This window comes from Sporosarcina ureae DSM 2281 (assembly GCF_000425545.1).
Lineage (GTDB): Bacteria > Bacillota > Bacilli > Bacillales_A > Planococcaceae > Sporosarcina > Sporosarcina ureae.
Map to the genome: position 1 here is coordinate 103,075 of NZ_AUDQ01000012.1, position 14,999 is coordinate 118,073.

Annotated in this window: 14 protein-coding genes; 3 read left to right on the forward strand and 11 right to left on the reverse strand. The window is 43.3% G+C overall.

Going from position 1 to position 14,999, the window contains the following annotated elements; translation table 11 throughout:
- Positions 1–72 precede the first annotated feature (72 nt).
- The 6 genes from H605_RS0112260 to H605_RS0112285 form a co-directional block, all read right to left on the reverse strand.
- Positions 73–1,218, reverse strand: coding sequence for an acyl-CoA dehydrogenase family protein (locus H605_RS0112260; RefSeq protein ID WP_029054494.1), 1,146 nt, complete (start codon positions 1,216–1,218; stop codon positions 73–75).
- A gap of 42 nt (positions 1,219–1,260) precedes the next feature.
- The gene (locus H605_RS0112265; RefSeq protein WP_037562000.1) at positions 1,261–2,805 is read right to left on the reverse strand and encodes a class I adenylate-forming enzyme family protein; all 1,545 of its coding nucleotides are present in this window, start codon (positions 2,803–2,805) and stop codon (positions 1,261–1,263) included.
- A gap of 115 nt (positions 2,806–2,920) precedes the next feature.
- Entirely contained in the window at positions 2,921–4,042 is a 1,122-nt protein-coding gene (locus H605_RS0112270; protein ID WP_029054496.1) for a CaiB/BaiF CoA transferase family protein, read from the reverse strand.
- 42 nt (positions 4,043–4,084) lie between these two features.
- Positions 4,085–5,236, reverse strand: a complete 1,152-nt coding sequence (locus H605_RS0112275; protein WP_029054497.1) for a thiolase family protein — start codon at positions 5,234–5,236, stop codon at positions 4,085–4,087.
- 79 nt (positions 5,237–5,315) lie between these two features.
- On the reverse strand, positions 5,316–6,086 hold the full coding sequence (locus tag H605_RS0112280; RefSeq protein ID WP_029054498.1) for a 3-hydroxyacyl-CoA dehydrogenase: 771 nt from the start codon (positions 6,084–6,086) through the stop codon (positions 5,316–5,318).
- Between the two features lie 29 nt (positions 6,087–6,115).
- Positions 6,116–6,700 (reverse strand): TetR/AcrR family transcriptional regulator, encoded by a 585-nt coding sequence (locus H605_RS0112285; protein WP_029054499.1) that lies wholly within the window; start codon positions 6,698–6,700, stop codon positions 6,116–6,118.
- Between the two features lie 221 nt (positions 6,701–6,921).
- On the opposite strand from H605_RS0112285, the gene H605_RS19145 reads away from it, so the two are divergent.
- Together H605_RS19145 and H605_RS0112295 are read left to right on the forward strand one after the other, a co-directional pair.
- Positions 6,922–7,095 (forward strand): hypothetical protein, encoded by a 174-nt coding sequence (locus H605_RS19145; protein ID WP_169535195.1) that lies wholly within the window; start codon positions 6,922–6,924, stop codon positions 7,093–7,095.
- 261 nt (positions 7,096–7,356) lie between these two features.
- Positions 7,357–8,556, forward strand: coding sequence for a CynX/NimT family MFS transporter (locus tag H605_RS0112295; RefSeq protein ID WP_029054500.1), 1,200 nt, complete (start codon positions 7,357–7,359; stop codon positions 8,554–8,556).
- A 100-nt stretch (positions 8,557–8,656) separates the two neighbouring features.
- Here the strand turns inward: H605_RS0112295 and H605_RS0112300 are convergent, their stop codons facing one another.
- The 4 genes from H605_RS0112300 to H605_RS0112315 form a co-directional block, all read right to left on the reverse strand.
- Positions 8,657–9,193 carry an Ltp family lipoprotein gene (locus H605_RS0112300; RefSeq protein ID WP_029054501.1) on the reverse strand — a complete coding sequence of 179 codons (537 nt, stop codon included), beginning with the start codon at positions 9,191–9,193 and terminating at the stop codon, positions 8,657–8,659.
- Between the two features lie 239 nt (positions 9,194–9,432).
- A complete protein-coding gene (locus tag H605_RS0112305; RefSeq protein ID WP_029054502.1) occupies positions 9,433–10,074 on the reverse strand; it encodes a metal-dependent hydrolase in 642 nt (213 codons plus the stop codon).
- 150 nt (positions 10,075–10,224) lie between these two features.
- Positions 10,225–11,538, reverse strand: coding sequence for a short-chain fatty acid transporter (locus H605_RS0112310; RefSeq protein ID WP_029054503.1), 1,314 nt, complete (start codon positions 11,536–11,538; stop codon positions 10,225–10,227).
- A gap of 211 nt (positions 11,539–11,749) precedes the next feature.
- Entirely contained in the window at positions 11,750–13,408 is a 1,659-nt protein-coding gene (locus H605_RS0112315; protein WP_029054504.1) for an FAD-dependent oxidoreductase, read from the reverse strand.
- Positions 13,409–13,845: 437 nt separating this feature from the next.
- On the opposite strand from H605_RS0112315, the gene H605_RS0112320 reads away from it, so the two are divergent.
- On the forward strand, positions 13,846–14,619 hold the full coding sequence (locus tag H605_RS0112320; RefSeq protein WP_029054505.1) for an SDR family NAD(P)-dependent oxidoreductase: 774 nt from the start codon (positions 13,846–13,848) through the stop codon (positions 14,617–14,619).
- A gap of 69 nt (positions 14,620–14,688) precedes the next feature.
- On the opposite strand, the gene H605_RS19760 is transcribed toward H605_RS0112320, so the two are convergent.
- A complete protein-coding gene (locus H605_RS19760; protein ID WP_476715114.1) occupies positions 14,689–14,847 on the reverse strand; it encodes an IS3 family transposase in 159 nt (52 codons plus the stop codon).
- Positions 14,848–14,999 lie beyond the last annotated feature (152 nt).

Here is a 14,999-nt window from a genome sequence, read left to right on the forward strand (position 1 = left end):
AAACGCGATGAGTTGTTCATCGCGTTTTTTTGTACCCTAATATGCTGATCCATCCTACTCGCCTGCTTTGTTTCATAGTCCCATATTCTTCGCGATAATCACTTTCATAATTTCATTGGTCCCAGCATAGATCGAATGGACCGCCACATCGCGATACCTTCTGGCGATCTCGTATTCTTCCATATAGCCGTAGCCACCATGAAATTGCATACACTGGATCGCCACTTCTTGCGCTAAATCACTCGTCCACCATTTCGCCATCGATACTTCATCTACTACGTTTTTCCCTTGCATATGTTCGATAATTAATCGATCAACAAATGTTTGACCAATCGTTGCCTTCGTTTGCATCTCTGCCATGTTAAACTGCGTGTTTTGGAAATCACCGATCCGCTTGCCGAAAGCCTGTCGCTCTTTCACATACGCTAACGTGATATCGATCATTTTCTGCACAGAAGCTACACTTTGAATGGAGCACATTAAACGCTCTTGCTGCAGTTTCTCCATCAAATAGTAAAACCCTTTCCCTTCCTCGCCCAGAAGGTTTTCTGCCGGAACCGATACATCTTCAAAAATCAATTCACTCGTATCATTCGCATGCTGCCCTACTTTATTCAGCTTCTTCCCTCTTGTAAACCCCGGCATTCCTTCTTCCACTACGAGCAAGCTAATGCCTTTATGAGCAGGTGACGCTGGGGGGTCGGTTTTACAGACGACAATGACAAAGTCAGCGGAAAAGCCATTCGTGATGAATGTCTTTTCCCCATTAATAATATAACGGTCTCCCTTTTTGATCGCAGTCGTCTGAACTGCAGCGAGATCAGAGCCTGTGCCTGGCTCCGTCATCGCAATGGCACTAATCATATCTCCAGTTACTGCTTTCGTGAGCCAACGTTCTTTCTGTTCGTCCGAACCAAAGGATTGTATATATGGAATGACAATATCATTATGCAATCCAATTCCACCGATGCCGCTTGCCACTTTTTCAAACTCTTCACTAATGACGACAGCATAGCCAAAATCCGCGCCTATACCGCCATATTTTTCTTCAACTGACGGTGCGATTAATCCTTGGGCGGCAGCTTTCTTCCAAAATGATCGAGGCACTTGCTTTTCTTTCTCCCAATCATCTATATACGGTACGGCTTCCTTTTGTAAAAACTTCTGCACTGATTTCCGGAGCTGTTCATGCTCTTCCGTCATAAATGGTCTCTTCATATATCTGCCACTCCTTTACTCCCCATTAAAAAGCTTCTATTTTTATACGTGAGGATTAACAGGTCGATTAGAAACCAGTGCTTCCCGAATACGATATTTCAAAACTTTTCCTGACGCGTTCCTAGGTATTTCTTGTTCCTCGATAAATTCAACGGGTACTTTATAATCCGCTAAATGGTCTTTACAAAAAGCTTTCAACTCTGCGTAGTCGAGCTTTTCATTTTTCTTCGCTACCACAATCGCGACTACTTTCTCTCCCCACACTGGATCCGGCAAGCCAACTACCGTCGAGTCTAGCAATTGAGGATGTCTATACAGCGCCTGTTCTACTTCTGTCGAATAAATATTCTCTCCTCCAGAAACGATCATATCTTTCATTCTGTCTACTAATGTAACGAAGCCGTCTTCATCGATTGTTGCCAAATCCCCGGTATAGAGCCAGCCGTTTCGGATCGCTTTCGCAGTTTCCTCTGGCTTATTATAATACCCCTTCATAACCATCTCGCTTTGGATAATAAATTCCCCCACTTCACCAGGGAGTATATCCTCACCATGATCATCCACAACGCGTATTTCCGTATTCAGTGAAGCTTTCCCGCCAGTACCGATCTTTTCTTTATGATCTGCTGGTAGAAGAAAAGCACCGCCACCTGGTCCTCCTTCTGTCTGACCACACATATTGTAAAACTGATCTGTGCTGAAAAGCTTCATTATCTGTTCCAATAAAGCGACAGGCATCGGTGCTGCGCCATACCCGCATCGTGTAACAGAAGAAAGATCGTATTGCTCTTTGTCTGGAACTTGTAGCAAGAAATTATACATCGTCGGTACGCCAAAGAAGAAGCTAATTTTATACTGATCGATAGCTTGTAATACTTTTTGAGGTTCGAAGTTTTGATGGACGACTTGTGTGCAGCCTAAATAAATTCCTGGTACAAGAAATAAATTTAATTGTGCAGAATGAAACAGCGGTGCGGCGTGAAGCAATATGTCATCGGGATTAATTCTGAGGATTAAAGAGGTGTTAAAAGCTACATGAAGTACGCGGTGATGATCAAATAACGCGCCTTTCGGATAGCCAGTCGTACCGGATGTATATAATATTTCTGCATCATCCGCTTCATCGACAGAGATCTCGGGATCATCTGTGGTGTCTTGTAATACATCTTTGTAAAGGACTTGGTCGTTAATTGCTGTTGCGCCTGTTGTGATTTTCAAATTGATCTTGTGATTCTTCGTTGTTGCTTGATCAATTAATGAAGCATACTCTTCATCGAACAACACAACACTGGCGTCACTGTCATCCAAAATATACGACACTTCAGTAGCGGTTAAGCGGAAATTCACAGGTACCGTAATAGCTCCTGCTTTCAATATGGCATAGTAGACGATAATAAATGTATCTGAGTTTTTCATCATGAGCGCTACTTTGTCACCTTTTTTTACTCCATGGTGAATGAGTCCATGTGAAAGTTTATTCACCTCTTGATTCAGCTCGCGATACGTATAACGTCGATCCTCATAGATAATTGCGGTTTTCTCAGGTATTCTGCGTGCATTACGGGAAAGTGATAGGCCGATATCCATTAGTATTGTCCCCTTTCTCTCACTAAACTCATTGACATACAGTTTCTATTTTCCTGACGCGAAAAGTCTCCTCTTCATTACCAATGGCCACATCATATAAATCGAGTTCTTCTTTCTATTCTCCGAGTACCGCTACTGTATGCTCTCCTAGAGAAGGAGCTGGACTTTGAATTTTTCCGGGCGTTCTTGACAACTTTATAGGTGTTGCGATATGCGTCACTGGCCCAATTTCTGGATCTTCTACTTGTTGGATCATCCCCCGTGCCTTAACTTGTGGATCCTCTAGTACTTCATCGAATGACAGGACCGGTGTTACACAAGCCGCGACCCCATCGAATATTTCCATCCATTGCGCGCTCGTCTTCTGCAATAAAATCGCAGTAATTTCTTCTTTCATTTGCAGCTGAACATCTACTGGATCATGCAATTTCTCCGCAAATTCTTCTTTACCAATAACATCGCAAAATGCACGCCAAAATTTTAATTCAAATGCGCCAACAGCTAACCATTTATGGTCTTTCGTTTCGTACACCGCATACGACGCACGCTTGCCACTTAAGTCTAGTTCACCTCTTTGTGGCTGTTGACCCGTCGCAAGAAACCCGGGAAAGAATGTTGGCATCCAAGAAAGCACGCCATCCATCATCGAAATATCAACCATCTGCCCAATACCTGTTTTCTGTCTTTCAAACAATGCCAGCATGATCCCCATCGCTGCCGGATACGCACCCCCTCCAATATCTGCAATTTGCGTAGCAGGAATTTGTGGCGCACCGTGTCGTTCTCCCATCACATCGAGTAGCCCCGCATAACCAATGTAATTCAAATCATGACCGGGCTGAGTAGCGTATGGGCCGTCTTGTCCGTAACCCGTGATCGCACAATACACAAGCCCTGGATTGATTTCGCTCAATATTTTATAATCCAATCCGAGCCGTTTCATGACGCCCGGCCGGAATGATTCAATCACAACATCCGCATCTTTCACAAGCTGCTTAAAACACTCTTTGTCTGCCACATCTTTTAAATTAAGACAAATACTCTTTTTACCACGGTTCAATGAATGAAAAAGCGCACTCACTTCCCCTACCTTAGGCAATTCCGCCCGCGCATAGTCTCCTATGCTAGGTTCTTCCACTTTGATCACCTCTGCACCAAAATCTGCGAGAAGCATCGAACAGTATGGACCCGGTAACAAGCGGGATAAATCCAGTACCTGTATAGAATCTAGTGGCATAGAAATCTCTCCTCTTTACATATCTTCATTCCTCATTAGCAATTAATCTAAACGTTCCACAATCGTCGCATTCGCCATGCCGTGCCCTTCGCACATCGTCTGCAGTCCGTAACGGCCGCCCGTTCTTTCCAATTCACTCATCATTGTGATCATCAATCGACCACCACTTGCGCCAAGCGGATGACCTAGAGCGATTGCCCCGCCATTTGGATTTAGCTTCTTTGGATCGGCACCTGTCTCTTTCAACCAGGCAATCGTCACAACAGAAAAGGCTTCATTGACTTCAAAAATATCAATATCATCGAGTGTAAGTCCGGACTTTTCTAAGGCCTTTTGAGTAGCAGGTATGGGTCCCGTCAGCATGAGCGTCGGATCGGAACCTACCACTACCCGAGTAAGTACTTTAAACTTTGGCTTTAATCCGAGTTCTTCCGCCTTTTCGCGGGACATTAACAGAATCGCATTTGCCCCGTCGCTAATTTGACTGGAGTTTCCAGCCGTCACATCACCACTTTCCCTAAAGGGAGTTTTCAACGAACTGAGCTTCTCCATCGTCGTATCTTCTCTCGGCCCCTCATCATCCTTCACAATCATGTTCGTGCCGTCAGGAAGTGTGACCTCAATCGGCATGATTTCTTTATCAAACCGACCTTCCTTCCGTGCAATGACAGCTTTCTCATTGCTTTCGAGTGAGTAGCGGTCCATTTCTTCTCTTGAGATCTCCCATTGCTCAGCAATTCTTTCCGCTGACTCGCCTTGGTGAACCATTTCGTATTTTGATGTAATTTCTTCACTAAATTTCACGTCTAGTCGACTGCTCCCCATTGGCACCCGAGACATGCTTTCGACGCCCCCTGCCACAACCACATCCATATCTCCGCTAATAATCGCTTGTGCTGCGAAATGTACAGCTTGCTGGCTTGACCCACATTGTCTGTCCACTGTCGTTCCCGGTACTTCAACTGGATATCCTGCCTGCAAAACGGCAACCCGAGCGATATCAAAAGATTGTTCCCCTACTTGCGATACACACCCGAAGATGACATCCTCTACTAGCCCCGCATCAATTCCCGCTCGTTTGATCACTTCCGCCAGCGGCTTGGCTGCTAAATCTTCCGCCCGCACCGTACTCAATACACCATTTCTTTTTCCTACCGGCGTTCTAACCCATTCCACAATTACTGCTTCTCTCATACTAAACCCCTCTTTCCTACATTCATTTGTAAGCCCTTACATTTCATTAAATACGTTTTTCATTTTCTATACACACTTATTACTTAGGCTGCATACGGACTGCTCCATCTAGGCGTATAACTTCCCCGTTCAGCATCGTATTTTCGCAAATACTTTTCACCAATTGTGCGTATTCTTCCGGATAGCCGAGCCGTGAAGGAAAAGGTACCATCGCTCCGAGAGATTCCTTAGCTTTCTCAGGCAATGAAGCGAACATCGGTGTTTCAAACAAGCCTGGTGCGATTGTCATCACGCGAATACCTTCAGAAGCCAAGTCTCTCGCAAGGGGCAATGTCATACTGACGATCCCGCCTTTAGATGCTGCATACGCCACTTGACCAATCTGGCCGTCAAACGCGGCAACAGACGCCGTATTCACAATGACTCCTTTTTCGCCTTTACTATTTGGTTCATTTTTCGTCATATGCTCGACAGCGAGACGAATCGTATTAAACGTCCCGATTAAATTAATTTGAATGACCTTGCTGAAGTTTTCCAGATCATGCGCACCTTTTCTGCCGCTATATGTTTTCTCCGCCACAGCGATGCCTGCACAATTCACGACTGCATTAATTTTGCCAAAAGTATTCACCGCATGCTCCAACGCCGCTTGAACACTTTCCGCGCTGGTGACATCCATCTTGACGTATAATGCACTATCTCCAAGCTCCTTGACCAATTCATTCCCACGGTCTTCTTGCAAATCCAAAATCGTTACATTTCCTCCTGCCGCAATAATCTCTCTTGCTGTAGCTTCTCCAAGTCCCGAAGCGCCCCCTGTAATAACCGCTGACACGTGATCCATGTTCATATTTACTTCGCTCCCTTTGATATATAGTCCTACAATAGAATCTTTAATAAATAATCTGCAATAGAATTGGCCAATTCTTCTATACTTTTACTACCTTTCGGAGAATACCAGATCACCGCATTATTCATGGCTCCTAGAATTATATAATTCACAATCTTCATATCTACTTGTACAAAACTTCCGTCCTCCATCCCTTGTTGAATAAGTCTGTTCATACAATCACTGTATTGATTTCTAAGGTGTAGAATTTCTTGCAAATGCTCACCTTCAAACACTTGATCCGGTTTAACGCCAATAAAGAAATCCGTTCTTCCTGTAATGACATTTTCCATGTGGACGACCATCGCCTTGCGCAACTTCGCAACAGACGTAAGTTCTTCCGCCAACACATTTTGAAGTTGCTCCATACTTTGTTCCAAAAGTAGTTTATGACTCTCATACACAAGTGATTCTTTATCTTTAAAATAATAGTAAACGGAACCCTTAGTCATAAGTAACTTCGCTGCAATATCTTCCATCGTCGTGGCATGATATCCCTTTTCCGCAATAACACTCATTGCGGATTTCCTGATCTCTTCTTTTTTCCTTTCCACTTTCTTCTCTCGTAACGACATGACTTTCTCACTTCCTTCACACTGCCATTTTCTACCTTATATATATTATGAATTTTCTGATTTTGAATGTCAAGTCAAATTTCAACGTTGGAGTATACTTGGAGGTGCCAGGTCCCGAAACAATTCTGAATTGTTTCTAAGTTGTGTCGGGACCTGGTACCCCAAGTAAAATATTTGTGATAAGATGATTAATACTAGTACTACAAAAAGGAGCGTGCAAGATGAATAAACATCAGAAACGCACTGTTTATATTTCAATTATCGCACTTGCTTTCTTCTTGGTATTATCTCTACTCACACAGCAATGGGGTTTCTTTTTGTGGAGTTTATTACCTGTCTTTATCGTGTTAATGACGACGTTTTCCACAACTATCGACAAAAGAAACAAAAGGTGATGAAAGATTTTTGTCCCAAGGTGCGTTTTATAAAAAATGCGGTTAGTAGCAAAATTGGAGATTATTAAATGAAAAATGTCAGATGCTTTAGCTAATTATAAATCATGCGGAAATCTGGCAATACCTAGTAAGCTGTTTATACCTAATCACATACTCATGAATTTCTCTCGACTTGTTTTGAGATCCCTTTTCGACTAAAAGGATCCTGCCCTTCAATTTCAGGCAGTGTACATTCCCTCAGTCTAAAAAGGAGTTGGTTCCATGAATAGATATAAATATGGTCAGTTAAAAAGTACCAATCAAGTTCTCCTAATTTCCGCAGTCCTACTCGTTGCGTGTAATTTACGTGCCGCCATCACTTCTGTTGGACCTATTATCGGTCTACTACGCGAAAGTCTGTCTCTTTCCAATGGGAGTATAGGTATTTTAACGAGCTTACCGTTAATTGCCTTTGCGGTCATGTCCCCTATAGTCCCCAAGATTAGTACTAGATTTACCAATGAAACTACACTCATTGCGGGGATGTGTACTCTCTCTTTTGGAATCATCTTGAGGTCGATTCCATTCATCCCATTACTTTTTATTGGCACGATGTTAATCGGCGTGGGAATTGCTATTTCAAACGTGTTACTTCCCGGTATCATTAAAGAACGTTTTCCAAATCAAGTGCCACTGATGACGAGTGTATACACGACGACAATGAGTTTATTTGCGGCTTTAGCTTCGGGAGTTAGTATTCCGTTAGCTGTCGGTGCTGGGCTAGGGTGGGAATTTGCATTAGGTATTTGGATTGTACCTGCGCTTGTAGGTATTGGAATTTGGGTGTATTTCGTTAAACAACGAAAATCCGCCGACGAAGTGAACATGTATTATGTGAAGGCTGATGATAGTAAAATGTGGCGGTCGCCGCTCGCTTGGCAAGTAGCTATCTTTCTCGGGTTACAAGCTTTTTCATATAACGCGCTAATGACATGGCTACCGGAAATTTTAATCGATTACGGTGTAACGAGTAAGTCTGCTGGTTGGATGCTGTCATTTAACCAATTAATCGGACTACCTGCCAGTCTACTCGTACCGATCATTGCAGGTAAATTCACATCACAACGAGGCATTATTTTAATTTTATGTACGTTGGCATTTGGTGGGTATATCGGGCTTCTATTCGGTGAGAGTTATGATGTCATGATTTGGAGTGTTGGATTGATAGGAGTTGCCTATGGTGGATTATTCCCTCTTTCCTTAGCTTTTCTAGCTATGCGTACAACTACCGCAATGCAAGCAGCAAAGTTATCGGGAATGGCGCAAGCAATCGGCTATTCACTTGCTGCAATAGGGCCCGTTTTATTAGGATCTCTCGTGGACACGACGGGTACTTGGACATTTTCCTTATCCATATTATTATTTGTTACGGTATTAACTCTAATTGTTGGATTTGGTGCTGGTAGAAATCGAGTTCTATAAGTGCCTGGTCGTGACACGATTCCACATAAGTGCCAGGTCCCGAAACAATTCTGAATTGTTCTTGAATTGTGTGGGGACCTGGTACCTCAGTAATCAGCTTCTACTTATCTAAATTCTCAATAGCATAATTAGCTTCTTCTTGTGTGAATTTTTCACCATACGAAGAAGTCAGCTGGTCTCTTATTCCTTCTGGTGACATACTCATCGTTTCTTGATACGTTTTTGCTTTTGCTAAGGCATTTTTATTATAATCAGCTTGGAGATTTTCCATTGCGTACTGGGCTTCCTCCTCAGTAAACTTTTCTCCATTTTCAGAAGTTAATTGTTCAGAAATAGATTTTTTAGACATATTCATTGTTTTCGCGTATGTTTCGGCCTTTTTCAAAGCGGATTTATATTCACTTGGTACATCATCCTCTACCGGCTTTTCCTCTTTTACTGGTTCAAAAATATCGGTCTTTTCTTCTTTGGGAGTATCTTGTACTGGTTCAGTAGTAGCCTGCTTACTTGCTTCTTGGCTTGCCACCTCATTGTCCTCATCACTACTGTTGGTAGCAGATATAATAATGATAAGTGCAATCACCCAAACCCACCACTTTTTATAAAATGGCTTTTTCTTCTTTTGATTTTCTTCCAATTCAATTCCCCCATTCAACTATCTTGATTTCACCGTACAGACGGCAAATTTCCAAAAAAGTTTCAAACTATATCCATTTGATTTTATGTACTAGGTTCCAGGACTACTCTGAGTTGTTCGTAAGTTGTGTGAGAACCTGGTACCCTATAAAAAAAAAGTACCATCCCCACACAATTCTGAATTGTTCTCGAATTGTGTGGGGACCTGGCACCCAATCAAACCGTGTCCATACCCAGCCCCTAAAACTCCCGATTCCACAAAGGCATAAACCACTTAACCCCCCGTCGATTAACAGGAAGCACCTTCATATCCGCTAGCAAATGACTAATATACCCAGCAAGCCCCGCAGCAACTAGACCGTCAATCGGCCATTGCGCATACACATGCTTCAAAATATATGCATAAAACACAATACCGATTATAGAATGCGTATAGGACCTATGCGGCAAGAACGACGCAATAATAATATAACTACCAGCAAGTAAAATACCGAGCGACTGATCAAGGACAAAGCCGAGAAGCATGACAAGGATCCCAGTGATGGTGAGCATCCGTCGTTGTGTAATGATACGCGACACAATAAGCAGTAGAAGTCCGATACCACCATATACATAAATATCTTGGCTCAGTCCCTCTGTAAATACTTGATAGATGAGTGTCAGCAAGATGACGATGCCGGCAGTCTCCATAAGCCATTTGCTTACTTTCTTACTAAGTGTAATGCTATTGCTCGCGAGCCCGTTCGTGTCAAGATCCGGAACAACGCCGGATATTCCGCCGACCGTCGCGCCAATTAACGCAGTCTTGATATCCGGCTGCACAGCGTATCCCGCAATAGCACCGACCGCTGTGCCGATAAATAGATGTGAAGTGCCTTTCATATGTAAACCTCTCTAGTTGTATAGTGTACGGTCGAATCAAGAACGTATATTCGTTCCGTCATTTCTAGTATAACGATTGCCGAATGAAATAGGAAACATTCCGTTACGATAAAAAAAGACTGAGCATGATCCCAGTCGTTTCAAATTTACTTAGAAGAAATATAATCCGATACTAATAATAATCCCACTCACTACAAGTACGAAAATACAAAAGCCCATAATATCCTTCGCACGAAGTCCTGCGATCGCAAGTGCCGGCAACGCCCAGAACGGCTGAATCATGTTCGTCCATGCATCGCCCCATGCAATCGCCATAGCGGTTTTCGAATAGCTAACACCGAGTGTTTGCGCAGCATCCAACATAATAGGAGCTTGCACTGCCCACTGACCGCCACCGGATGGCACGAAAAAGTTCACCAGACCTGCCGCAAAGAAAGTAAACAGTGGAAACGTACTTCCCGTAGATATGGAAACAAACCATTCGGACATCACACCAGCTAATCCTGAAGCAACCATCATGCCCATAATACCCGCATAGAACGGGAATTGAATGATGATGCCTCCAGCTGTTTTAACCGCCGTCGTAACAGCGGCAAGAAAACGTTTCGGCGTACCATGGAAAATCACGCCTAGAATGAGGAAAATAAAATTCACAATGTTTAAATTCAAATCGAACCCTTTGGTAATGAAATGCTGAATGAGATAAATGAGACCAAGTGCGCCGATCAGCATAGAAATAATCACACTGTTTTCAAGTTTGCTAGCCGGTGTGTGATCAGTATCTTTCTCCACTTCGATATGTTCTTCTAAAAGCTTCGGATCCACCGTAACGGTATGTTCTGGCTTTGGCATCATGAAACGATTCAACAACGGAATGGCAATAAGTAGCGCCACGACAATGATCATATTATACGTAGAGAAAATCGTTTCAGATGTATGAACGACACCCATTATGTCAGCGAATGGATGATCTTCAGTCGCGATTGACAGTGGAATCGATCCTCCAAGACCTCCATGCCAAATAATCATACCGGAATAAGCACTTGCAATTAACAAACGGTAGTCAACATTCGGTACTTTCGTTGCGATTTCCTTCGCAAAAAGAGCACCAATGACCAGACCGAAGCCCCAGTTAATCCAACAAGCAATCAATGCTACAACAGAAACGAGTATAATTGCGGAACCAGGTGACTTTGCCACACCTGCAAGCGTGCTTAGCAACTTCTTGAATACTGGGCTAATTGCCAAAACATAACCTGCAACTAGAACAATGACCATTTGCATCGTAAATGACAAAAGCCCCCAGAAGCCATCTCCCCAATGCACGACCATGTCGAGCGGACCCGAATCGGTGAATCCAAGACCGAGCCCGAATACAACCAACGTTAAAATAGCAACGAAAATATACGGGTCTGGTAAATATCTCTCCATTAACGTGTTGGACCATCTAGTTAACAGTTTCATACTACATCCCCCCTGTGTTTTCTCGTACAGACTATTTGGTAGATTTATTAGATAAAGTCTTTGTCGTTAGCGTATTTTTTCACCATTGACAACTAAAAGTGGATAGTAATATGTTTTAAAATGAATTTTTACTATAGTCAGGATGTATCACCTAGAGAAGCTTTAAGACGATTTAATTTGTATGAGCACCTGGTACGTTAACTCCATACTTCTAATTCTCCTTACAATGAAGGGCTGCGATATGACCGAATGTCATGCCAGGTCCAATTGTCGCGCCAGGTCCCGGGTATGATTCACCCATCACGGCAGCTGAGCAATTGCCACACGCGTACAGTCCCTCAATTGGCGTTCCGTCCTCTTTCAACACGCGAGCGTGAGTGTCGATGACGACGCCGCCTTTCGTTCCAATATCACCCGGATAGATCTTCAATGCGTAGTAAGGTCCTTTGTTGAGCGCATCGAGGTTCGGGTTTTTCAGTGTGGGATCACCGTAGTACTGATCATGCTTCGTTTCGCCCCGATGGAAATCAAGGTCCTTTCCTGTCTCCGCAAATCCATTGAACCGCTCCACTGTCTTCACTAGATTTCCTTTTGGTATCGCCAATTGCTCTTCCAATCCTGCAATCGTTTCGCTTTTTAGTACCACACCATGTTCATAGTATTCTTTAGGGAAATCTTGTCCTGGGAACAATCCCGCGAAGAGATGACGTTTTTTTGCTTTATGATCTAGGATGATCCACGAATGGATTGCCTTACCGCCTGTTTTTTCATGGTGCGCATACATAGTATCCACAAATTCATGGTATGGCGTGGGCTCATTAATATAGCGGTTGCCATCTTGGTCTGTGATAATCATAGATGGGATGGCCCGGTCCGCCACTAAGAAGAACGGCTTGCCTGTATGATCAATGATCGATGGCGCGCCCCAAACCTTATCCATGAAGCCAAGTTTCGCGCCAAGCATCTGGGCGGGATCCAATAAATCCCCTGTTTGCCCTTGCGGAGAGGATGTCCACGTTTTATCCGTCGGCGCCGGAAGATACTTCTCACGAAACGACTGTTTCTGGGAGAATCCGCCTGACGCAAAAATAACGCCTTTCGATGCTTTCACACGAGTTTCTTTGCCGTCTTTCATAATCTTAATGCCGGTAATTGAATCGTCTTCGATAGTAAAATCGATGAACGGGCTATCTAGCCAAAGCTCGCCCCCAAGCTCTTTGTATGTTAGCGCAAGTCTACCGATCAGCGCTTGGCCCAAAGCTGAGTAATTGGCTTTCAAAACCAAGTGCTTAACCAAACGCCAGCCGAGCGTCAAGCTTCTCTTCTTTCCTTTCCACGTTCTAGTAATCATATTAATATGACGGAAATCCTGTCCTGTCATGACAAACCCTTTCGTATCCATCGCGGGTTTCTTCATCTGCCCTCGCCAACCGCCCAGCTTGTTTAGATTAAAGACTGTAGGCTCAATGGAACGCCCTTCTCCTTTACCACCTTCTAAGTGAGGATAATAGTCTGAGTAGTCTTTAGCGTACGTAAACCGCATATGCTCGGACGTGTCATGGAGATAATCCATCATGTCGATGCCTTTCTTCAAATAGGTCTCTTTCATCTCATCCGACGTTTTGTCACCGACCGTTGCATCCAAATACGTCTTCGCTTCCTGAAAACTGTCACGCACTCCACCTTCGACCAAATATCGGTTATTCGGAATCCATACCCCGCCTCCCGAAAGTGCCGACGCCCCTCCAAATACTTTCTCCTTTTCAATTAGGACCGTCTTCAAGCCTTCTTTCTTTCCCGTAATCGCGGCCGAAAATCCCGACGCTCCTGAACCAACGACAATTACATCATATTCATAATCCCACTCCATAAAAATCCCCCTTATTTTATAATTACCAATGCTTATATATAGGCAACCTGCCGATCTACTAGTCTAGTCGAAGCTGGCTGCCCCTCAGCCTGCATTTAAATTGTATGCATGTACAGGACGTATTATTTTGTATTTATTGTTAAAAATATACTATCCCCTCCATGTCGCGGATGAAACGCAATAATGATAATAGTAAAAGATGTACCTATAAACTTCTCAAAGAGGAAACTAAAACAATTACCTACTCTTTATACATTCCTGAATTGTTTCTAAATTGTGTGGGGACCTGGTACCTCCCTACCCCTTATAGTTGATTTCCCCACCATTTGAGCGTATGTTGTTCAATAGAAAACGCAGAACTCAACCTCTTCAATTGAATGGGCAGTCGTAATATGTATATAACCTAAAAAGAATATTTACAAAAAGGAGTGTTTTTCATGGTAGGAATGATGGAAGGAAAAGCAGGATTAGTAACAGGATCGGGTTCAGGTATCGGTAGAGCAACTGCTATTGCATTAGCAAAAGCCGGAGCAAAGGTGATGATCTCTGACGTAAGTGAAGAGGCAGGGCAAGAAACTGTACAACTGATCCAAGATTTTGGCGGGGAAGCAGCCTTTTTTAAATGTGATGTAAGTAATGAAGAACAAGTGATCGGACTTGTCAATAAAACAGTTGAAACATTCGGCAAGCTAGACTTTGCACATAACAACGCAGGCATTAACAAAGGGTTAAAGCCTATTGGAGAAATGGATTCGAAGGACTGGGATATTACACTGAAAGTAAATCTGTATGGTACGTTTTACTGCATCAAGCATGAAGTAAACGCTATGCTAAAAACGGGTGGCGGTGCAATTGTCAACACAGCATCCGGTGCGGGCATTGAAGGCTCACCGAACATGGCGCCATACACTGCATCTAAACACGCCATTGCGGGTCTTACAAAATCAGTAGCATTGGAATATGGCCAACAAGGCATCACGATTAATTCTATTGCACCAGGCGCAACGATTACACCGGCAATTGAAAGCTGGTCCAAAACTTCGCCAGAACAATACCAAGGCGTACTGGCTTCCCTTCCAGCCGGAAGAATGTCTACCGCAGAAGAACAAGCAAACGCTGTGGTATTCCTATGCTCAGACCTTGCGAGATCAATTAGCGGTGTAACACTTGCGGTAGATGGCGGGTATACTGCGGGTAAAATGCAACAATGATGTATGTGGATATAAAAAGAGTGGATCTAGACTGACCTAGCGATATGAGACACATATAAAACACCATGATTAGGCTGCTTTGACACCATATTTTATCGGTGTCAGGTAGCCTAATTTTTCTTGGATACGTTCTTCATTATAATAATTTAAATAGGCAATTACTCGTTCAACTACAATATTATTGCGTAATGAATTAAATTTAACGTATTGAAATTCTTCAGATTTCAGACTCGAATGAAATGATTCAATCACCGCATTGTCCCAACAGTTTCCTCGACGTGACATGCTGCCGATCAGGTCGTTATCCTTGATATAGGCTTGATACGCGTATGACGTATACACACTCCCTTGATCCGAATGTATAATCACTCCTGTGGGGT

Bases quoted from the DNA above. Each gene is read 5' to 3' on its own strand.
- H605_RS0112295 (WP_029054500.1), top strand. From the start codon at position 7,357: ATGAATAGATATAAATATGGTCAGTTAAAAAGTACCAATCAAGTTCTC.
- H605_RS0112305 (WP_029054502.1), bottom strand. From the start codon at position 10,074: ATGAAAGGCACTTCACATCTATTTATCGGCACAGCGGTCGGTGCTATT.
- H605_RS0112310 (WP_029054503.1), bottom strand. From the start codon at position 11,538: ATGAAACTGTTAACTAGATGGTCCAACACGTTAATGGAGAGATATTTA.
- H605_RS0112280 (WP_029054498.1), bottom strand. From the start codon at position 6,086: ATGAACATGGATCACGTGTCAGCGGTTATTACAGGGGGCGCTTCGGGA.
- H605_RS0112275 (WP_029054497.1), bottom strand. From the start codon at position 5,236: ATGAGAGAAGCAGTAATTGTGGAATGGGTTAGAACGCCGGTAGGAAAA.
- H605_RS0112265 (WP_037562000.1), bottom strand. From the start codon at position 2,805: ATGGATATCGGCCTATCACTTTCCCGTAATGCACGCAGAATACCTGAG.
- H605_RS0112260 (WP_029054494.1), bottom strand. From the start codon at position 1,218: ATGAAGAGACCATTTATGACGGAAGAGCATGAACAGCTCCGGAAATCA.
- H605_RS19145 (WP_169535195.1), top strand. From the start codon at position 6,922: ATGAATAAACATCAGAAACGCACTGTTTATATTTCAATTATCGCACTT.
- H605_RS0112320 (WP_029054505.1), top strand. From the start codon at position 13,846: ATGGTAGGAATGATGGAAGGAAAAGCAGGATTAGTAACAGGATCGGGT.
- H605_RS0112285 (WP_029054499.1), bottom strand. From the start codon at position 6,700: ATGTCGTTACGAGAGAAGAAAGTGGAAAGGAAAAAAGAAGAGATCAGG.
- H605_RS0112270 (WP_029054496.1), bottom strand. From the start codon at position 4,042: ATGCCACTAGATTCTATACAGGTACTGGATTTATCCCGCTTGTTACCG.
- H605_RS0112315 (WP_029054504.1), bottom strand. From the start codon at position 13,408: ATGGAGTGGGATTATGAATATGATGTAATTGTCGTTGGTTCAGGAGCG.